Source organism: uncultured Shimia sp. (genome assembly GCF_947498095.1).
Taxonomy (GTDB): Bacteria; Pseudomonadota; Alphaproteobacteria; order Rhodobacterales; family Rhodobacteraceae; genus Shimia.
In genome coordinates, this window is sequence record NZ_CANMJE010000001.1 from 435,255 (window position 1) to 455,411 (window position 20,157).

General features: G+C 55.0%; 19 protein-coding genes and 1 pseudogene. 8 read left to right on the forward strand and 12 right to left on the reverse strand.

What is annotated here, in order from left to right:
- The first annotated feature begins 72 nt into the window (after window positions 1–72).
- A complete protein-coding gene (locus Q0932_RS02165; protein ID WP_299349245.1) occupies window positions 73–762 on the forward strand; it encodes a lysophospholipid acyltransferase family protein in 690 nt (229 codons plus the stop codon).
- A gap of 95 nt (window positions 763–857) precedes the next feature.
- Window positions 858–953, forward strand: a pseudogene (locus Q0932_RS02170) (chemotaxis protein MotB); the annotation flags it as partial.
- A gap of 133 nt (window positions 954–1,086) precedes the next feature.
- On the opposite strand, the gene Q0932_RS02175 reads toward Q0932_RS02170, so the two are convergent.
- Entirely contained in the window at window positions 1,087–1,521 is a 435-nt protein-coding gene (locus Q0932_RS02175) for a flagellar biosynthesis protein FlgN (protein WP_299349248.1), read from the reverse strand.
- The gene (locus Q0932_RS02180; RefSeq protein ID WP_299349651.1) at window positions 1,514–1,792 is read right to left on the reverse strand and encodes a rod-binding protein; all 279 of its coding nucleotides are present in this window, start codon (window positions 1,790–1,792) and stop codon (window positions 1,514–1,516) included. The genes Q0932_RS02175 and Q0932_RS02180 overlap by 8 nt, the downstream gene beginning before the upstream one ends.
- A gap of 72 nt (window positions 1,793–1,864) precedes the next feature.
- Here Q0932_RS02180 and Q0932_RS02185 point away from each other — a divergent pair, with 72 nt between their 5' ends.
- The 3 genes from Q0932_RS02185 (at window position 1,865) to Q0932_RS02195 (ending at window position 5,232) form a co-directional block, all read left to right on the forward strand.
- On the forward strand, window positions 1,865–3,628 hold the full coding sequence (locus Q0932_RS02185; RefSeq protein WP_299349250.1) for a flagellar hook-length control protein FliK: 1,764 nt from the start codon (window positions 1,865–1,867) through the stop codon (window positions 3,626–3,628).
- Between the two features lie 8 nt (window positions 3,629–3,636).
- Window positions 3,637–4,293 carry a flagellar hook capping FlgD N-terminal domain-containing protein gene (locus Q0932_RS02190; RefSeq protein ID WP_299349253.1) on the forward strand — a complete coding sequence of 219 codons (657 nt, stop codon included), beginning with the start codon at window positions 3,637–3,639 and terminating at the stop codon, window positions 4,291–4,293.
- 144 nt (window positions 4,294–4,437) lie between these two features.
- Window positions 4,438–5,232: an aminoglycoside phosphotransferase family protein gene (locus tag Q0932_RS02195; protein ID WP_299349256.1), complete on the forward strand. Its 795-nt coding sequence runs from the start codon at window positions 4,438–4,440 to the stop codon at window positions 5,230–5,232.
- On the opposite strand, the gene Q0932_RS02200 is transcribed toward Q0932_RS02195, so the two are convergent.
- The 5 genes from Q0932_RS02200 to Q0932_RS02220 all read right to left on the reverse strand — a co-directional run bounded on the left by Q0932_RS02200 (window position 5,211) and on the right by Q0932_RS02220 (window position 10,524).
- Window positions 5,211–6,536 (reverse strand): FAD-binding oxidoreductase, encoded by a 1,326-nt coding sequence (locus Q0932_RS02200; RefSeq protein ID WP_299349258.1) that lies wholly within the window; start codon window positions 6,534–6,536, stop codon window positions 5,211–5,213. The genes Q0932_RS02195 and Q0932_RS02200 overlap by 22 nt on opposite strands.
- The gene (locus tag Q0932_RS02205) at window positions 6,533–7,357 is read right to left on the reverse strand and encodes an ABC transporter permease subunit (RefSeq protein WP_299349261.1); all 825 of its coding nucleotides are present in this window, start codon (window positions 7,355–7,357) and stop codon (window positions 6,533–6,535) included. Before Q0932_RS02205 ends, Q0932_RS02200 begins: the two co-directional genes overlap by 4 nt.
- Window positions 7,354–8,244 carry an ABC transporter permease subunit gene (locus tag Q0932_RS02210; RefSeq protein ID WP_299349264.1) on the reverse strand — a complete coding sequence of 297 codons (891 nt, stop codon included), beginning with the start codon at window positions 8,242–8,244 and terminating at the stop codon, window positions 7,354–7,356. Before Q0932_RS02210 ends, Q0932_RS02205 begins: the two co-directional genes overlap by 4 nt.
- A 3-nt stretch (window positions 8,245–8,247) precedes the next feature.
- The gene (locus Q0932_RS02215; RefSeq protein WP_299349267.1) at window positions 8,248–9,372 is read right to left on the reverse strand and encodes an ABC transporter ATP-binding protein; all 1,125 of its coding nucleotides are present in this window, start codon (window positions 9,370–9,372) and stop codon (window positions 8,248–8,250) included.
- A 66-nt stretch (window positions 9,373–9,438) separates the two neighbouring features.
- A complete protein-coding gene (locus Q0932_RS02220) occupies window positions 9,439–10,524 on the reverse strand; it encodes a polyamine ABC transporter substrate-binding protein (RefSeq protein WP_299349270.1) in 1,086 nt (361 codons plus the stop codon).
- Between the two features lie 152 nt (window positions 10,525–10,676).
- Here Q0932_RS02220 and Q0932_RS02225 point away from each other — a divergent pair, with 152 nt between their 5' ends.
- Window positions 10,677–11,384 carry a GntR family transcriptional regulator gene (locus Q0932_RS02225; RefSeq protein ID WP_299349273.1) on the forward strand — a complete coding sequence of 236 codons (708 nt, stop codon included), beginning with the start codon at window positions 10,677–10,679 and terminating at the stop codon, window positions 11,382–11,384.
- Window positions 11,385–11,468: 84 nt separating this feature from the next.
- Entirely contained in the window at window positions 11,469–12,857 is a 1,389-nt protein-coding gene (locus tag Q0932_RS02230) for an aspartate aminotransferase family protein (protein WP_299349276.1), read from the forward strand.
- Between the two features lie 44 nt (window positions 12,858–12,901).
- Here the strand turns inward: Q0932_RS02230 and Q0932_RS02235 are convergent, their stop codons facing one another.
- A complete protein-coding gene (locus Q0932_RS02235; RefSeq protein ID WP_299349279.1) occupies window positions 12,902–14,287 on the reverse strand; it encodes a lytic murein transglycosylase in 1,386 nt (461 codons plus the stop codon).
- An 88-nt stretch (window positions 14,288–14,375) separates the two neighbouring features.
- On the reverse strand, window positions 14,376–15,068 hold the full coding sequence (locus Q0932_RS02240; protein WP_299349282.1) for a YafY family protein: 693 nt from the start codon (window positions 15,066–15,068) through the stop codon (window positions 14,376–14,378).
- A 91-nt stretch (window positions 15,069–15,159) separates the two neighbouring features.
- On the opposite strand from Q0932_RS02240, the gene Q0932_RS02245 reads away from it, so the two are divergent.
- A complete protein-coding gene (locus tag Q0932_RS02245; protein WP_299349284.1) occupies window positions 15,160–15,882 on the forward strand; it encodes a glutathione S-transferase family protein in 723 nt (240 codons plus the stop codon).
- Here the strand turns inward: Q0932_RS02245 and rnr are convergent, their stop codons facing one another.
- The 3 genes from rnr to dapE all read right to left on the reverse strand — a co-directional run bounded on the left by rnr (window position 15,883) and on the right by dapE (window position 19,950).
- Window positions 15,883–18,138, reverse strand: coding sequence for a ribonuclease R (rnr, locus tag Q0932_RS02250; RefSeq protein WP_299349286.1), 2,256 nt, complete (start codon window positions 18,136–18,138; stop codon window positions 15,883–15,885). It lies immediately after the preceding gene.
- 68 nt (window positions 18,139–18,206) lie between these two features.
- A complete protein-coding gene (locus Q0932_RS02255) occupies window positions 18,207–18,776 on the reverse strand; it encodes a TIGR04282 family arsenosugar biosynthesis glycosyltransferase (protein ID WP_299349652.1) in 570 nt (189 codons plus the stop codon).
- A gap of 28 nt (window positions 18,777–18,804) precedes the next feature.
- A complete protein-coding gene (dapE, locus tag Q0932_RS02260) occupies window positions 18,805–19,950 on the reverse strand; it encodes a succinyl-diaminopimelate desuccinylase (protein ID WP_299349289.1) in 1,146 nt (381 codons plus the stop codon).
- Between the last annotated feature and the right edge of the window lie 207 nt (window positions 19,951–20,157).

The window sequence follows — 20,157 nt, forward strand, 5'->3', positions numbered from 1 at the left end:
CCGGGCAACACTCAGAGGTGAAAGCAGGCTTGGCAAGACGGACGTATGACGGGCACACCACAGGCAACCATATTGGTCAGACTGAGAACGGTTTTGTTTTACCTGTTGTCAGGCGTTTGCGCTGTGCCGTTTCTCTTGCTGCTGCCCGGGTTGGTGCTCCCGGTCGGCGCGACTTTGGCTGTCACCGGGGGATACCTTAAGCTTCAGTTGTGGCTTTTGCGCGTTGTCTGTGGAATCCGGTACGAGGTTGTCGGTCTTGAGAATCTGCCTGAGAGCAGCTGCTTGATTGCATCCCAGCACGAGTCTTCCTGGGAGACTCTCTATTTTCAAGTGCTTTTGGGTCAGCCGGTCATGTTCGCGAAGAAAGAGGTTTTTGGATACCCAATCGTCGGGCTTTTGTCGCGAAAGATCGGGCACATTCCAGTGGATCGGCGAGGGTCAACAGATGCTATGCGCGTAGGGTTTCGTGCGGGGCGGGCAGCCGTGCAATCTGGTCGTAAACTGTTGATCTTTCCTACTGGAACCAGACGCCAGAACCGTGAGGACAAGGTTGTTTTGCAATCCGGTATAGGGGTTTTGTATCAGATTGTTGGCCGGCCGGTTCTGCCGGTTTTGCTGAACTCAGGTGCGTGCTGGCCTTCGGACAGTCTTTTGAAGTTTCCTGGAACGATCACGATCAAGTTGTTGCCTAGAATTGATGCCGGACTGGACAGGCGGGCATTTCTCGAGGCGCTGCAGGCCGAGATGAACCAATCAATCTGAAGGTCTTGCGCCTTCTTAGAAATCAGAACAATTGCAAACATTAAGCCTTGGGCAACATCTGGTTGTTAAGCCTGATGTCGGGTGAGTAACAGGTGGTGAAAACGGGAACGCATAGCAATGCGGCTCCGGTCATCATCAAACGAAAGAAAGTTGTCGCGGGTGATGGGCACCTCGGTGGGGCGTGGAAAGTGGACATGGCATTTCCTTTGAAATGGAGGGTGCTTTACACCCGGTTGATCGGACTGCCGCGGCAGTCATGAGTGTCTTTCTGACAGGTGCCTCTTGGGGTGCTCCCCAAGCGGCGCCACCCTTTCGGATGCCCGATCACCATGTCCCTTCAAGTGCTAATGGAGTGCTAAACACGCAAAGTTTAATCATTGCGAATTTATTCAAATCGCTCTCAGGCACGCCTTTCGATCTGGCGGCCCCCAGGATTTGAACAACAGCTCGGCGGCCAAGACTGTCATAGGTTTCCAACGACCTCTGGACATGGCGCAAGACTTGCAATCTGTTTGCGACACTGTGCACCCCCTCAAGTGTACTGGCCAGCAGGGTTTGATTGCTTTCAACTTGCGCACGTAAGGCGCTGAGATCATTTTTTTGATCCGGTTGATACGTTTCCAATTGTTCCAACAAGCGTTCCTTGTCGGCAATCAATCGGGTCAGCATGTCGAGATCGCCCTTGAGCATTGCTTGCCGTTCTTTGTCTAGCAAATCGACCATCTGGCTCAATGTTTCTGAGGGTGAGTGGTTAACCATCGGTACTCTCCTTAAGTGCCATGAACAGGGTTTCAGCCAGGCCAATTCCACCTGAGCGGGCCATTTCCCGTGCCTGCTCGAGCCGCAAGAAAGATGCAAATTGATCTTCGCCCGCGCCGCCGCCAAACCCATCCGACGATTCTCCAAGCCCCGCGTATTTGAGCATTTCGGCCAAAAAGGTGGCCTCTAACTCAATCGCGGCCTCACGCAGGCGCGCATCAGGTGGTGTGGGTTGCGATATGGTCGAAGGCGCAGAGGTGAGGGGCGGTATCACAAAGCTCTCTCCAAATTGAACGACTTTCTGCCAATCTGCGGGACGAGCCGTAAAGAAGTGGTAACCAGATTGAGAAAGACTGTCGGCCAAGAAGAAGAATTCTTCGGAGACATTATGATTCTGGTGCCACAGACACTAACGCAAACCCTGTATGGCGAATCGGGCCTACCCGTTCCTCAGAAAGAGCAGGCCGATTGGACCGCCTTTGCCTTAGTTCTGTTGGCGAACGAAGACTTACCACCAGAGGCGGGTGAAGTGATCGCTTTTGAAATGCCGGCGAAGGGTGAGCCGGACGCCGATTCAGAAAGTGGGCTTACTGCCGATGCGGATAATCCCGTCCCGGCCAACGACCGAGCGCACCCAGAGAATGATGGGCCGAATGACGCGTCATCCGATGCCATAAGGTCGCCGGAAACTTTCGATTTAGCGTCTGGCGTTCGTGATATCTCAAACGGCTCGGTGCAGATTCTCGTTGAAACGGAACAAGCCAGCCGGCAGCAGACACAAACCGCGCAGGAAGGTTCGCAAAGACCTATCAGAGCGCAGTCTGAACCTGTTCTTAGTCAAGACCGCGATGGGCTGACACCTTCGGCTCATCAATCGATGTTGGCGACGATTGCTCAAAAACCTGGGCCTGTTGGATCACCGCTTTTTACGACCTCAAAAGCCAGCTTACAAAAAGCTCAAACTGCAGATCCAGCCAGCGATTTGGCCAAACCGAGCGCTGATGCACAAAAGCTTCTACAGAAACCATTAGATCGAAACGCAGATCCTCACTCACAGGTAGTGGCGCAGCCTGCACAGCGCCCGTCACAACAAGCTGACCAGGTGGGTTTTCGATTGGCGCACCATTCACCTGAGGAGAAATCAGCAGAAGCAGTTGTCGGTCCGCGTATCAAGCAGCCCTTGCACCAAACGCCGTTTTCAGGGGCAACTCAAAACGGCTTACTTTCTGCAATTGAAATGCAGCGCGAACCCGGACCAGTTCAAAAACCCGGAAATCCATCCAACGGCATTCTTCCTGAAGGGAATACTCTTCCCAATGGCACATCTCCGGCGACAGAATCCACGAAGCATTCCACCGCCGACAAAATGGAATACCAGCTTTTGGCTCCGCGCAAGACCAACTTAATGTTTGCGCAAAGTGATCCTAGAAACCCTTTGGAGAGTCACGTCGAAACAGAAAGAGCCGTACCTGACTCAGGAAGGCCAAGTCCTTCGCCTCTCTCGGCACCAACAGCCTTGGCTCATGTTGCACTGCAACACTCTAACAAAGGCACGACACCTGCGCGGGATGCAACATCGCCAACAATTTCGCCTGAGTTCGTGCAGATCAACGCGTTGGGCAAGGACGAGAACCTGCGTCAAATTGATCTGGTTTCTGCCGAAGGATTTTCGACGACAGCACCTCGAATGACAGAAGGTGTCATAGGATCAAACAGACCCCCGGAACTGCCAGCGCAAGTCCTTCGGCAATTGGTTGATGTTGTGTCGCGGCATCCTGACAAGCCGGTTGAGATTCTCTTGAACCCGGAAGAACTCGGTCGAGTCAGATTGGTGTTGTCTGGTACAGAGTCTCAGGTGTCACTTCACATTCACTCCGAACGGCCTGAGACAGCCGATTTCATACGACGGCACCTTGACCAACTTGCAGAAGACTTTCGTGCGCTTGGGTATGACAATCTGTCTTTTGCCTTTGGTCAGGATCACGAAGGTCAACGTCATCAGGAAGACACCCAAACATCTCAACACAGCATGGCCTTGAGAGACGAAGCGGCTTTGACACAGGTCGTTCAGTTCGTCGCGCCTCAGGGGCTGGACATACGAATTTAGGAAACCTCATGCAGATTACACCCACACAGCCGACCTCGCCCGCCGCCGCCACTTCCGCGGAGCAAACGTCTAGCTTGAACTCAGATTATGAGACGTTCTTGAAAATGCTCACCGTTCAGATGAACAACCAAGATCCGCTAAATCCCGTGGATTCGTCTGACTATGCGGTGCAACTCGCGACATTTTCCTCTGTTGAGCAACAGGTTATGACAAATGATCTGCTCGCAGCCGTGCAAACCCAACTGAGTACAATGAACATCTCTCAGATGGCGTCTTGGGTTGGTATGGACGCACAGGCCTTGGCGCCGGGATACTTTGACGGAGAGCCAATAGAAGTGGCCACCTATCCAAATACGCTCGCTGATGCGGTAGATCTTGTTGTTCTTAACGAAGACGGACAAGAGGTCTACCGCGCGGCAATAGAGCCCGGACAGCAGCAGATTTCATGGGACGGAACGGATACTGCAGGTAACACTTTGGTCCACGGCCTGTATTCCTTCAAAACCCAAAGCTACGCAGAGGGAGAATCGCTTGGCGACCAAGACGCAGATGTCTATTCGCGTATCGTTGAGGCTCGCGCCTCGGAAGGTGGGATTGTGCTTGTGCTGGAAGGCGGTGCCATCGTCGACTCAAGTGCGATCGCCGCATTGCGCCAGCCGAGCTAGGGCTTGTGGCAAGCGGGGAACTGGACTAGCGTCGCGCCGGTTTGAAAACGAGGCAATCCGCTGGCGCATACCCCCGAAAACCCCCCTCAGGCCCTGATTGAACAGGTTGGTCTGAACCTGCCCTGGCTGGCGGGTGGCTCTTGGATGCCTCTTTCGGGAGGGCGGTCAAACAGGGCATGGAAAGTGCAACCTGCGGATGCTCAAAATGCCGTTGTCGTCAAACTCTATATGGGTCCCGCCCGCAACCCGCTCTTCCCAAATGATCCATCTGCCGAGGCGCAAATCTTGCTTCAATTTGAGAATTCCCGGATCTCACCCGATTTTGTGGCGGCGTTTTCGACCTCGCTCGGAGAGTGCAATGTCTATTCACATATTCCGGGTAAAACATGGGCATATGACGCATCCTCTGTTGGCAAATCCGTTGCGGTATTGCACAGCGCCGCGCCGCCAAAGGGGCTACGAATTGTTCCCAATGGCAGTGAAGAGTTGACCAAGCAAACAGTCTCTATTCTGGCCAAATGCACCGACTCTGACTCCATTTCTAACCTCGTGCCGCAGGGGAGTGTCGCAAAGTCGAGCACCACCTGCCTGTTGCATGGCGATATCGTCCCTGGGAACATCATCTCAAATTCCGAAGGTTTGCATTTCATTGACTGGCAATGCCCGGCCATTGGTGATCCGTGCGAAGATATTGCGATCTTCCTATCGCCGGCCATGCAGTGCCTCTATCGCGGATCAGCTCTCAACGACGACGAGATTCAGAGCTTTGCCATCGGGTACAACGCACCGGATGTCATGACGCGCTATGCCGAATTGGCGCCATGGTATCACTGGCGAATGGCGGCCTATTGCCAGTGGCAGGTCGAAAATGGGCAGTTGGATTATGAGATTGCTAGAGACCTAGAGGTCGCGGCGCTTCAGAGATCTTTGAGCGCGTAGGACAAATAAGCGGGCCAAAGGGCGAGTCGTCTCAGTTTTCCACCAGGAAACCGTCCAGGTGCCTGGCGGGCGATCTCGGGGTGGCGCAGGTCACCATGGCCGGTGATCTGCTGAGCCAGAAGTGCGCCGCAATAGCTGCCCATGGCCACACCGTTTCCGTGATAGGCGAAAGCTGCGTGTACACCGGGATTTCCCGGAACCTCGCCAGCGAACGGAGTCATATCGGCCGAATAACAAACGAAGCCAGACCAATACCAAGGCGTTTCAACCTTGGCCCAACTGGGAAACATGGTTTCAAAATCCTTTCGGATATTTGAGCGGATCGCGTAATGAACACGCGGGTTGGTGGCCAGTCCGCCTCGCATACCGAACAAGAACTGTTTGTTCGGCATCAGCCTGAAATAATGTAAGATATTGCGCGAGTCATAAGACATTTGAAGGCTGTTCCAGCCTTGGGCATCCAATTCTTCGTCACTAAGAGGACGGGTCACGATAATACTGGACTGGGCGGGAAAATACCGACCCCGCATCCAATTCGGGACCGTTTCACGGGAATACCCATTTGTCGCGACGATAACCTTTTTGGCATGAACACTGCCTTGAGCCGTCGTGACCCGAAAATCCCCGTCTTGCCCTTCAAGCGAGGTGACCAACGTGTCGCCAAATACCTTAGCGCCGGCACGTTCTGCCGCATCAGCAAGGCCCAAGGCATATTTTTTGGGATTCAATGCAAACCCAATCGGCGAAGTCATGCCACCATGAAACGGGCCATTCATACCGCGGTTTCGTAACTCGGTTTCATCGAAGATGTCGGAGTCATGGCCGTAAAGGTCACGAAGCTCCTTGGCATATCCTTCGAAGCCTTCAAAATCCTTGCGGCGATGGGCCAATTGCGTTTCACCCTTGGAATGCGTGTCCGCCTGAATACCGTGTCGGTTCAGGACGTCCGCAACCACATCAACCGCATCACGTTCCGACAGTTTGTAGTCACGATACGCCGCATCCCCAAACCTCCGCTTCATGGTGGCGTCGCTCATTTTGGCGCCGCCAACACAGCAAAAACCGCCATTGCGACCAGACGCGCCCCAACCGGGTTGGTTTTCTTCCAAAAGCGCAACAGAGCGCCCTGCTTCGGCCAAGTGCAGAGCCGCCGACAGCCCGGTGAACCCGCCACCGATGACAGCGACATCGACACTGACATCGCCGGTTAGGGCTGGGCGCGGTGCAGCAGTGGCCGTTTCATTCCAGTAGCAGGCCTCAACGGGCCCATCGGAATAGGAAAACGGATGGCAGATGCGACTCATGCAGCTTCGGTCCGTTCCGCAGCACGTTCTTCTCTTTGCTGACGAACGGCGGTGCGTTTCGAAATCAGCGAAGCGGTTATCACGCCCGCAGCGACCACACCAATCATCAGTGTCGAAAGCGCATTAATCTCTGGGCTGACGCCCAACCTGACCGAACTCCAAATCTTCATTGGAAGGGTCGTGGCAGATGGGCCTGAAGTAAAGGATGCAATCACAAGATCGTCGAGTGACAGTGTAAACGCCAGCAGCCACCCAGAGATCACCGCGGGGGCGATGATGGGCAACGTGACCAGACGAAAGGCCTGAAATGGCGAGCATCCAAGGTCCAGAGCAGCCTCTTCCAGAGACTGGTCAAAGCTGACGAGCCGCGAACTGACGACAACCGACACGTAACACATGGAAAAGGTCGTATGGGCCAGAACGATGGTCAGAACACCCCGATCCATCCCGATGCCGATAAACAACAAAAGCAAGGACAGACCCGTGATGACTTCGGGCATCACGAGTGGTGCGTAGATCATGCCAGAGAACAGCGTGCGCCCGTGGAACCGGCCAGCACGCACCAGAACAATCGCGGCCATGGTGCCGAGAACAGTTGCGAGCGTCGAACTCATAACTGCGACCTTGAAGGTCACCCAAGCGGCATCCAAAAAGATGTCGTTGCGTATCAACTCACCATACCACTTGGTGGAAAAGCCCGCCCAAACGGTCACCAGTTTTGATTTGTTGAAACTGTAGACCACAAGAATGATCATCGGGATGTAAAGGAATGCGAAACCCAGCGTCAGAGAGGTCGCATTGAACAAGCTGAAACGTCTCATCCTTCTGCCTCCCGCTGTTTTTGCTCGTTCCGTTGGAACAAGATGATCGGAATCACCAGGATCAGCAGCAGGATCACAGCCACGGCTGAAGCGACGGGCCAATCGCGGTTTGAGAAAAACTCTTCCCAAAGCACTTTACCTATCATCAGAGTTTTTGAGCCACCGAGCATGGAAGGGATCACCATCTCACCGAGCGTCGGGATGAACACGAGGAATGACCCGGCGATAATCCCTTGTTTTGACAGCGGAACAGTGACCAGCCAAAAGGCGGAAAAACGCGAGCATCCGAGGTCTTCCGCAGCCTCCAAGAGGCTTTCGTCCATCTTTTCGAGAGCGGAATAGATCGGCAGAATCATAAACGGCAGGTAGGTGTAAACGATGCCGATATAGACGGCGGTATTGGTGTTCAGGATGATCAGTGGTTCAGAGATCAGACCCAACGACATCAGCAGCTGGTTTAGGTACCCTTCCTGGCTAAGAATACCCATCCACGAGTAAACGCGGATCAGGAATGAGGTCCAGAAGGGCAAGATGATTAGCATGAGCAGAGTTGCACGCCATTCTTGCGGGGCGCGGGCCATAGCATAGGCAATCGGGTAGCCGACCAAGAGCGTTAAAACAGTAGAGATGATGGCGATCTTGAGGCTGGAAAGATAGGCTTTCCAATATAGGTCGTCCTCGGTCAGCCAGACAAAATTCTCAAAATCTAACCCAGCCAGAAACTCCTTGAACCCTGCCCATCCGGCCGAGAAATCCAATGTCGGCGTATATGGAGGGATAGACAGCTCGGTGTCCGAGAGAGAAATCTTGAACACGATGATGAAGGGCACCAGGAACAGTGCCAGAAGCCAGACATAAGGTATGGCGATCAGAACTAAGCGGCGCATGGCTTATCGCTCCAGTAAGACACCGGCAGTGTCTGTAAAGCTGAGCCAGACATCGTCTTCCCAGGTAAAGGTGCGGCGTGACAGGCGACGGTTGTTGGCGGTTTGCGCCTTGATGATCTGACCACCCGGCAGCTCTACGTGATAGGTGGAGATGTTGCCGAGATAGGCGATGTCCATGATTTTGCCTTTGAGGGCGTTGGCAGTTTCAGGCTTTTCGGCTGAAATAGAGACTTTTTCCGGCCGAATTGCAAAGTGAACGGTTTGGCCATTTGAAAACTCGGTTGCGGGTGTGCCGATGATTTCCGGCTGACCTTCTGCCCAGGCAATGTGTAGTTTGTCGCCATCCTTGGCTGCGGCTTTGCCTTCGATCAGGTTCACGTCTCCGATAAAGTCGGCAACATAGGTCGAATTTGGCGTTTCATAGATTGCGTCTGGCGTTGAGACCTGAATGATCTTGCCGTGATCCATGACGGCCACACGACTGGCAACAGTCATGGCCTCTTCCTGATCGTGGGTCACGATCACAAAAGTGGTGTCGGTCTTTTCCTGAATATCCATCAATTCAAACTGGGTTTCCTGCCGCAGTTTTTTGTCCAGTGCGCCAAGCGGTTCGTCCAGCAACAACAGTTTGGGGTGTTTGGCCAAGGAGCGCGCCAGTGCAACTCGCTGTCTCTGGCCACCAGAAATCTGGTGAGGTTTGCGGCGGGCAAATTGCTCAAGACGGGTCAACCGCAGCATCTCGTCGACACGGTCATTGATGTCGGGCTTGGACATGCCGTCACGCTTTAGACCAAAGGCGATGTTTTCCCAGATCGAAAGGTGCGGGAACAATGCGTAAGATTGGAACATCATGTTGACCGCGCGTTTGTTCGGCGGGATGGGCGCGATGTTCTGACCCTGCAAAAGGATCGTGCCTTCGGTCGGCGTTTCAAACCCTGCAAGCATGCGCATCAAAGTGGTCTTGCCACAGCCCGAAGGGCCGAGAAGCGCAAAGAATTCTTTTTCGTAGATGTCGATGGTTAGGTCATCAATGGCGGTAAATTCGCCAAAACGTTTGGTGACATTCTGAAAGTGAATCACCGGTTCAGCTTTGGGATCTTCCCATGGTGCAAATGCATCAAGCGCCATGATGGCCTCCGTTCGATAAAAGAAAGGCCCGCGCAGTGCATGCGCGGGCCTGAAGTGTTTCGGGACTTAGGTGCCTGATTTGACCTTGGTCCACATACGAGTCACGACGCGCTGAATTTTTTGCGGGTAAGGCGACGTTGTGTAGAGGTTCTCAAGCGTGGCTTCATCAGGATAGATCGCAGTATCGCCGATTACGTCTTCAACCAGCAAAGGCTGCGATGCTTCGTTGCCATTTGCGTAGTAAACATAGTTCGAAGCGGCCGCCGCGTTTTTGGCATCCATGATGAAGTTCAGGAAGATATGCGCGCCTTCTGGGTTCGGTGCATCGACCGGAACAGCCATCTGGTCAAACCACATCAGTGCGCCTTCGCTTGGAGCGTTGTAAGCGATTTCAACACCGTTTTCCGCTTCCCAAGCACGATCGCGTGCCTGCAGAATGTCACCCGACCAACCAAAGGCAACACAGATGTCGCCGTTGGCCAGTGCGTTGATGTATTCCGATGAGTGGAATTTTTGGACGTGAGGGCGCACAGCAGTCAGAACTGCCTCAGCCTTGGCGATGACGTCTTTGTCATGGCTGTCAGGGTTTTCACCCAGATACGCCAGGGCGGCAGGGATCATCTCGGCGGGCGCGTCCAAGAAGTGAACGCCGCAAGATGCCAGCTTTTCCATGTTGGCGGGGTTAAAGATCAGTTCCAAAGATCCGATAGGGGCGTCGTCACCCAGTACTTCTGCAACTTTCCCGGTGTTGACGCCAAGGCCAGTGGTGCCCCACATATAGTTGATCGAATAGGCATTTTCTGGGTCGTATTGTTCGGTGCGCGCTTCGATCACGTCCCACATGTTGCCGTGGTTTGACAGCTGCGACAGGTCAAGTTTTTGGAATGCGCCTGCGGTGATCTGGCGTTGCAGGAATGTGCCCGAAGGAACCACAACGTCATAGCCAGAGCCGCCAGCCAGCATTTTGGTTTCCAAAACCTCGTTCGAATCAAACACGTCGTAGATCAGCTTGAGGCCAGTTTCTTCTTCGAATTGGGTCAGCAGATCTTCGTCGATGTAATCCGACCAATTGTAGACGCGAACTTCGTCCGCCTGAGCAGCCATCGCGCTGACGGCAGCCGTCATGGTCAGTGTGAGCAGTGTACGTTTCATTTTTTTCTCCCGTTGGATGTCGAGCCCAGTCGGACCCGGCAAAAAAACTGTGCGATTAATTTGATCAAGTTTTGCCGATATGGCAACATAACTTTGCAACGAGCAAGCGATTTCATGTTAAGTCATCGCATCACAGGGTGGAAAATGCACAAATGACAGGCACTAACACAAAAACGCCCAAGCCGGGCTATGCTGATGAAAACACTCAGCGTATTCCCATCCACCAGCAAGTTTATCTTCAGCTGCGTGATTTGATTTTGTTTGGAGAGCTGGCGCCCGGACAGGCGGTCACAATTCAGGGTCTGATTGCCAGTCTGGAGGCGGGAATGACGCCGGTGCGTGAAGCGATTCGCCGTTTGACGTCAGAAGGAGCCCTTGAATTTCAAGGGAATCGCCGGGTGATTGTACCGACCCCGGATGTCGCCAGTATCGAAGAGATGATCTATGCGCGTCAGGCACTTGAGCCGGAACTGGCACTGCGTGCAGCAAGGCGCGCAACAAAAGAAGACCTCAATGCCTTGAAGACCATTGACGATCGGCTCGACCAGGCCATCTCGCGCGGGGATGTCGGCCTGTATCTACGTGAAAACTATGCCTTTCATGCCAAGATGTACGAGATGTCGGGCGCTCCCATTCTAACTGACATCGCCAACGGGCTATGGCTTAGGTACGGTCCGTCCCTGCGAGTAGTCTGTGGGCGAATGGGCACCGAGAATTTGGTCGATCACCACAAAGAAGCGCTGGAGGCACTGGCAGCTGGGGATCCTGAGCGGGTAGCTACAGCCATTCAGGAGGATGTGGTTCAGGGTATGGTTCAGATGCGTCAGGCAATGAATTCCAACCAAATTGACTCGGCCTGATTGACACCTGAAAATTTGATCATATTCTGAGGGCAACCCGAGTCCCATGACCATCGTGGGGCCGAAACGATCGCGAGGACCGCCATGAACATGATTACAAACCATATGCCCACAGCTGAGCTGCAGGCCCTGGATGCGGCACATCATATCCATCCTTTCTCAACGCAGGATGACCTCGCGGCCAAGGGCGCTCGGGTCATCACACGGGCCTCTGGTGTTACGCTAACTGATTCGGAAGGGACCGAAATTCTGGACGCGATGGCAGGTCTTTGGTGCGTGAATATCGGCTATGGCCGTGAAGAACTGGCCGAGGTTGCAGCGCGCCAAATGCGGGAACTGCCGTATTACAACACCTTCTTTCAGACCACTCATGTGCCCGTGATTGCACTATCCGCAAAACTGGCCGAACTGGCACCGGGTGATTTGAACCACGTGTTCTATGCGGGTTCAGGGTCTGAAGCCAACGACACCAACATGCGTATGGTACGCACTTATTGGGCGCAAAAAGGCAAACCTGAGAAAAAGATCATCATCAGCCGCAAGAACGCTTATCACGGCTCGACAATGGCAGGTGCGAGCCTCGGCGGCATGACCCCGATGCATGAGCAAGGCGGTCTGCCCATCCCGGATGTGCACCACATCGATCAACCGCATTGGTACGAAGAAGGCTGCGACATGAGCCGCGAAGAATTTGGTCTTCAGCGGGCTCAAGAGCTGGAAAAAGCAATTCTGGAACTCGGCGAAGACAGGGTCGCGGCCTTTATTGGTGAGCCGATCCAAGGTGCAGGTGGCGTGGTTATTCCGCCCGAGACCTATTGGCCCGAGATCCAGCGGATTTGCGATAAGTATGAAATCTTGCTGATCGCGGATGAGGTGATCTGTGGCTTTGGGCGAACTGGCAATTGGTTCGGGTCGCAAACCATGGGCATCAAGCCGCATATAATGACAATCGCCAAAGGTCTCAGTTCTGGCTATGCGCCAATTGGCGGTTCAATCGTGTGTGACGAAGTTGCCGAAGTCATCGCGGCATGCGAATTTAACCACGGCTATACCTATTCCGGTCACCCCGTGGCCGCTGCGGTCGCGCTTGAGAACCTGCGCATTCTTGAAGAAGAAGGAATCGTGGACCGGGTGCGAAATGAAACAGCCCCCTATCTCAAGGAGAAATGGGAGTCGCTTGCCGATCACCCGCTGGTTGGTGAGGCGCGCGTTAAAGGCATGATGGGGACTATTGCACTGACACCGAATAAAGAAACGCGTGCGCAGTTTGCTGGTGATGCTGGAACAATCGGCTACATCTGCCGAGAGTTCTGTTTTGCAAACAATCTGGTTATGCGCCACGTCGGCGATCGCATGATTATCTCGCCGCCCTTGGTCATCACGAAAGAAGAGATCGACACATTGGTGACGCGGGCGCGACTTGCGTTGGATCTGACTCTTGAGAAAGTCAAAGCTGACGGCCTCTACAAGTAAATCAATCACACATCAAAAAGAGGGGCGCTTTTTGCGCCCCTTTTTTAGTTCGTGTCGCTTACCTGACCATTGCCACCGCCGCGCTTGTCATTTCGAAGCGTTTTCAGCAACGTCGGTGAGGCATATCCATCCGGCATAAGGCCCTTGGCCTGCTGGAATTCTCGCACAGCATTGATAGTCAAAGGCCCGATCTTCCCGTCGATCTTCACCGTGTCAAACCCGGCGCCGGTGAGTCTGCGTTGCAGTTCAACGCGCTCTTTCAGGGAGAGCGCGCGGTCCTGACGTGGCCACTTGCCTTGAATTGCTGGAGCACCCTCAATCCGATCAGCCAGGTGCCCGACGCCAATCACATAGGCATCGGCTGTGTTATAGGTCTCAATCGCATCGAAGTTGCGGAAAATCATGAACGCTGCACCGGTGCCACCGGCAGGCAACAAAATGGAGCCTTTGCCATGGCTGTTCGGCACCGCGCGCCCAGTCATATCCTTGATACCCAGCGCCGCCCAATCCGAAGGCCGCTTCAGTATTTCTCGGTTGGCGAGCAGATAGTTGAACCCCTGCGGCAATCGCACCTCAACGCCCCAGGGTTTGCCTTTTTGCCATCCGGATTTTGCGAGGTATGCAGCTGTCGAGGCCAATGCGTCCGAAGGATCCTCGGACCAGATGTTGCGTTTGCCATCCCCGGTGAAGTCGACGGCAAATTTCAGATAAGATGTTGGGATAAATTGCGTATGCCCCATCGCACCGGCCCAACTGCCCGTCATGTCTCGCGCACTGGTATCGCCGTTTTGTAAGATCTTCAGAGCAGCCACCAACTCAGCTTCGAAAAACTCACCACGCCGTCCATCATAAGCCAGCGTCGCGAGTGCTTCGATTGTCGGAGTGCTGCCGCGATATGTACCATAAGCGCTTTCAAGTCCCCAAATCGCAACAACCACCTCTTTGTCGACACCATAGCTGCGCTCGATTGCCTCGAGCTTTTTGCGGTGCTTTTGCAGGGCGGACTTGCCGTTGCGTATGCGCGCGTCAGACGCCGCGCTGTCCAAATAATCCCAGATCGTTTTGGTGAATTCAGACTGGTTCCGGTCTTTCTGAATGACGTCTGCGTTGTATTTCACGCCTTTGAGGGCGCGATCAAAAACGGCAGGTTGAATGCCAGCGCTCAGCGCGCGGCTCCGAAAACCTGTGATCCAACGCTGGAACCCGAGGTTGCCCGCTGTCGTTTGCGTTGGGGACGGAACGGTTTTTACGTCATTGGTCGGTCGCAAAACAGGCCGCACAACTCCAGTTCCAGCAGCACTGGCCACCTGAACAACGGGTTTCGTGTCGGGGCGTGCAACCGGGCGCAAGGACGATTCTGGCGCATTCGCCAGAGCCGTTTGTCCACCAAAGACAACGCAAAACAAAATCGTCAGGGCTCGCCACCGCATCGCTCAACCTCATTTTTCTTATTGGATAAAAGGGTAGCGTGAATTCGGTCGATTCAAAAGTGGTCGTGAACCCTGAGGCAAAAATCGGCTAGGCTTTGCTTTCGGTGCGCAGCCTTTCGCTGAATTCCCGCAACATTGGGATGCGTCTTGGTCGAAACGACTCGCGGGTTGGTTCAAGGTTCTTCATGCGATCCAGTCGAAAAACGCGATAATCACGGCGCAAATGACACCACGCCATCAAGCAATGGCTGGCCTGCATGAAGACAATCGACAGAGGGTCGACACTGCGTTGGCTCGCAGCCCCCGTTACATCCTCATAGTCAAAACGTACGGTTTCTTCGCGCCATGCAAATTCCCTTAAAGCCTTGGCGTCAATGCCGGGTGTGGGCGGGCGATGATAACGATGTGCCGTCAGCACGGCATGTTCAAGACGGTGGGCCTGTTTTGCGGGTAGGCGGGCACGCAGTTTCGTCAACGCTGCATGTGCGGAGTCCGCCAAAGACGGATCTCCAACGGCCATCACTTCGCGCAAGCCCAAAACCAAGGCTTCGATTTCTTCTTCGCCAAACCCAAGTGGCGGCAGGGTCGCGTCTTCGATCAGGGTAAATCCAAAACCCGCCGCACCGTCGATCACGGCACCAAGGCTGCGCAACGTGTCCACATCGCGATAGATGGTGCGAACGGACACACCCATCTCATCCGCCAATTGGTCGGCAGTTGCTGGGGGAGGCAGGCTGCGCAATGCCTGCATCAATTGAAATAGTCTTGCGGTTCTGGACATGATCTCAGCATAGTCGCACCTCCTGACAGAAATTGGCAAGATCAATGCGTATCACTGTCCCCTCAACGCAAACGCCGCAGAGGAGGTGACAATGCTAACACTACTGACATTCCCTGGAGGTTTCGATCTTCCCAGCCACAGCCCATTCTGCACCAAGGCCATGGGGCTTTTGCGTTTGTCAGGGCAAGATTGGGCGCCGAAAACAGTCACTAATCCATCAAAAATGCCACTTTCTCGACTTCCGGTTTTAAAAACCCGAGATCGGTTGATACCCGACAGCTACATGATCCAAGCATGGCTCGAAGCGCAAGGAGCAGAGTTCTACGCCGGATTGGATGCCAAGGCCAAAACTCAGGCCCATGCATTGATCCGAATGACCGAGGAAAACCTGAGACTTGGATTGGTTCACGAGCGCTGGCTGAATGAAAAATGTTGGCCAATTGTTCGAGATGTTTTCTTTGCGGATGTACCTGCGGTGCTGCGAAAACCAATCGCAAACTCGGTGCGCAAAAAGGCCCGCGCCGGACTCATCGCGCACGGGATTGCCCAATTCACCGAAACGGACCGCAGGGTGCGCCTCCAATACGATCTGGACGCCATAGCTGGCCAGCTCGAAGGTAAGCCCTTCTTATTCGGCGACCTGCCCACCGCCGCGGATGCTGCGATTGTCCCGGTTCTGGATGGCCTTCGACAGTTGCCGGTGGACACTGGCGTGCGGCGTATGGTGCGCGCGATGCCCGAACTGATGGGGTATATTCAGCGTGGGCGTACCGTCCTCTATCCCGTCAAAGAAGACATGGCGATGGCCGCGTGATTACCGCCGCCGCCGAGAGACCTTGCGCTTAACCTTGTCAGATTTGCGCTTGGCCTTGGTGGCCTTACGCCGAACGGGGCCGCCTCGACGTCGTTGACCTGAGCCTGAGGGCAGCTTCTTGTCCTCAAGTTCCAGCAGCTCCAAAGCAATGCCTCCGGTAACTGGTGCGGCTTCGGTAAGTCGCACCAACACGCGTTGCCCCAGGCCAATAGTGACACCGGTTTCCGACCCGGTCAGCGTGTTGTCATCATGGTTGAACCGGAAATACTCGCGTCCAAGATCACGCATGGGGATCAGCCCGTCGGCACCGGTTTCGTCCAGTTTTACAAAGACGCCAAATCGGGCAATGCCACTAATACGCCCCGGGAACTCATTTCCAACCCGTTCTGAAAGATACGATGCGAGATAGCGGTCGGTTGTGTCCCGTTCCGCCAACATCGACCGGCGCTCGGTTTCAGAAATATGGCCTGCCGTTGTGTCGAGCATCTCGACCCCTTCAGGGGACAGTCCGTCTTCACCCCATTGATGCGCCGAAATCAAAGCACGGTGCACAATCAGATCCGCATAGCGACGGATGGGCGAGGTAAAGTGCGCGTAGGATTGAAGCGCGAGACCAAAATGCCCGAAATTTGAGGGGCTATAATAGGCTTGCGTCATGCTGCGCAGGGTCGAAATGTTGATGAGTTCGGCGTCTTCGGTGCCAGCGGCTGCGTTCAACAACGCGTTCAGGTGCTGGGTCTTTAGAACCTGCCCCTTGGCAAGGTTGAACCCGGCGCTCTGCGCGGTCTCGCGTAAGGCATCGAGTTTTTCGGGGTTAGGCTCTTCGTGCACACGGAACAAAAGCTGAGATTTTGCAGCGATAAGTGTTTCTGCCGCAGCGACATTGGCCAGAATCATGAATTCTTCGATCAGGCGATGTGCATCGAACCGATCGCGGAACAATACCGAGGCTACGCGGCCTTCAGGGGTCAGTTCGACCTTGCGCTCGGGCAGATCGAGGTCCAGCGGTTGCCGTTCCGAACGCGCCTTTTTGGTTGCCTCGTAAGCGGCATAGAGCGGCTCGATCACTTCCGTCATCAGTGGCGCACATTTCTCGTTTGGTCTGCCATCGTGGGCTTCTTGCACTTCGGTATAGTTCAGCGAAGCAACCGAGCGCATCATACCTCGCACAAAGTGGTGGCCGATCTTACGGCCATGCGAGTCCAACTGCATGCGGACGGCCAGACAGGCGCGCGGGACGCCTTCGTGTAGCGAACACAGATCGCCTGAAAGCCGGTCCGGCAGCATCGGCACAACCCGGTCTGGGAAATAACTGGAATTGCCGCGTTTGCGGGCCTCTCGGTCCAACTCACTGCCCGGCGTGACGTAGTGCGCGACGTCGGCAATCGCGACCCAAACCACATGGCCACCTTCGTTCTTTGGGTCGTCGTCAGCGTGTGCCCAGCAAGCATCGTCGTGATCGCGCGCATCGGCAGGGTCGATGGTCACCAGGGGCAGATCCCGCATGTCTTCGCGCGTTCCCAATGGTGCGGGCTTGGCACGATCGGCTTCGGCGACCACGCTGTCGGGGAATGCGTCCGGTATGCCATGTTGATGAATGGCAATCAGCGAGACTGCCTTGGGCGCAGAAGGATCACCCAATCGTTCGACCACCTTAGCGCGGGGCAGGCCCAACCGGCCCTTAGGTCCGGTTTGTTGCGCCTCGACAAGTTCTCCGTCTTTGGCGTCATTGATGCCATCGGGCAGCACCTGCCATTCCTTGCCATCGCCTTTGTCGATGGGCAGGATGCGGCCGCCCTCGGTAGTTTTACGAAAGACTCCCAGCACACGGCGCGGGTTCGTTCCGATACGCCGTATCAAGCGGGCTTCGTATTGGTGCACTTCGTCTTTGACTTCAGTCAGACGCCCCAGGATTCTGTCACCGGCGCCCAAGGCTGGATCGCTGGCGCGTAGAATCACCAGGATGAGCGGTGCGTCGCCCTGACCCTGCCATTCCAATGGGCGCGCAAAGAGGTCACCATCCACATCCGGTTCAGCGATTTGTAGAACGCTGACCGGTGGCAGGCGGTCGGGGTCGCGATAGGTCTTTTTGCGTTTTTCCAAATGACCTTCGGCCTCAAGCTCTTTCAAAAGTCGCTTGAGATCAATCCGGGCGGCACCCTTGATGCCAAAAGCTTTGGCGATGTCGCGTTTCGAGGTGAGGGTCGGGTTGTCGGAAATCCATTCTAGGATTTCCTCTTTGGTGGGAATGCGCATGTTGTTGCCCTAACACGGTGCGCGATGCGCGTCATCGGGAATATTCCCTGATTTGCCACACGGTACCCTTAAGTTGTTCGGTGCGACCGTTTCAAGTCTGCGAGCGTGTCAACGTCCGCCAGAGTGTCGACATGGGCAATGCGGTGGTTTGGCAAGCTCACCTTGCTATCGGCCAAAGCATGTTCCGTCGACCATCTCACATTGCGGAACAATGTGGGTGGCGGTGGTGTGTTCCGCTTCATGCCCACAAGCCAGTATCCCCCGTCGGTTGCTGGGCCAAAGACTGCATCATGATTGCCGAGTGAGCGGAAGGCGTTTCCAATCGTTCGACGCGAGATGCCGGGAATATCCGCACCGATGATGCATACAGGGCCGGGTGGCAGCCGATGAAATATGCGTGCCATGCGATCTCCAAGATCGCCCCTTCCTTGAGGGATGCGCGGCAGGTGGTCAGGCCAGACGCGACTGGTTAACCCCTCGCGGTCAGGTGAGACAGCAAGCAGGGTTTCCCAGCGGGGATCCTCAATGCGACGCAACAGAGACAGGCTTTGGTTTCGAAACCAAAGCGCCGCGTTTGTCCTGCCGAAGTCCTGAGCCAGTCGGGTTTTGACCCTGCCTGGACGCGGCTCTTTCAGCATAACGACCAGACGGCGTTTCCAACGAAATTCAGCTGAAATAGTCACACAAAATCCGGCTGTAGATGGCCTTGAGTTGGTGGATTTGTTCGACAGGTACGTTTTCGTCCACTTTGTGCATGGTTTTGCCGACGAGGCCAAATTCAACCACCGGGCAGTGGTGTTGCATGAAGCGGGCGTCCGAGGTTCCGCCGCTGGTCGACAATTCTGGCACGCGCCCGGTTTCAGCCTCTACAGCCGCCGCTACAAGGTCAGAGAGGGCGCCCGGAGGCGTGATAAAGCTTTCGCCCGAGATTTTGACGGTCTGTTCGATCCCAACCCCAAACTCTGCCGCGACCTTGTCGGCCATCGACTGCATCCAGTCGGTCAGGCTGGCGCCACTGTGGGCGTCGTTAAAGCGGATGTTCACGGTCGCACGGCACTCAGACGGGATCACGTTTGTCGCCGGGTTGCCGGTGTCCATTGTCACCACGGCAAGCGTCGAGGCATCAAAATGCTCCGTGCCGGTGTCCAGCTCGTGAGAGGACAAAAGATCCATCAAGCGCGCCATCGCCGGAAGCGGGTTCTTGGCGCGATGGGGATAGGCGGAATGGCCCTGAACGCCGGTAAATGTGAAATACGCGGTCAGCGACCCCCGTCGCCCGATCTTCATCATGTCGCCCATTTCATTCGGACAGGTGGGTTCCCCGACAAGGCAAACAGACATTTGTTCGCCCGCTTGGTCCATATGCTCCAGAAGAGCCGTAGTGCCGTCAAGCGCATCGCCTTCTTCATCGCCGGTGATCGTCAGCATTATGGCGCCGTCGGGAGGCGTGTTCTGCACAAGGTCAATTGCAGCGGCGGCAAAGGCTGCCACCCCTGATTTCATGTCCGTCGCACCGCGGCCATACATGATGCCATCGCGGATTTCGGCGCCAAATGGATCAACGCTCCACGCGGCGGCATCGCCCACAGGCACGACATCGGTATGGCCGTTAAATCCAAAGGTTTTGGCATGGCCCTTGTCTCCCCACCGGGCGAACAGGTTGCAGATGCCACCTTTGTCGACACGCTCGCAAAAGAAACCGGCCCCTCTTAGCAGGTCTTCCAGCAATACCAGTGCCCCGCCTTCTTCCGGGGTGACAGAGGGGCATTGGATCAGGCGGGCAGTTAGGTCGGCGGCATCGGTGTTGTGCATGAAAAACTCGGGTTTGTGCGTGGTCTTGAGCTTTGTGCCATAGGCAAAATCGGCCTGAAAGTCACAATTCTGACCGCGAGACGACGTTTGAGCGCTAAAGGCCTTAACACAAACCAAATTTTCGTGTCTATTGGACGCAATAAAAATGACCGAGGCAGGTCAATCAGCAGCAAGGCCACAAAAGGCCGCATATTTCTCCAGCGCCGT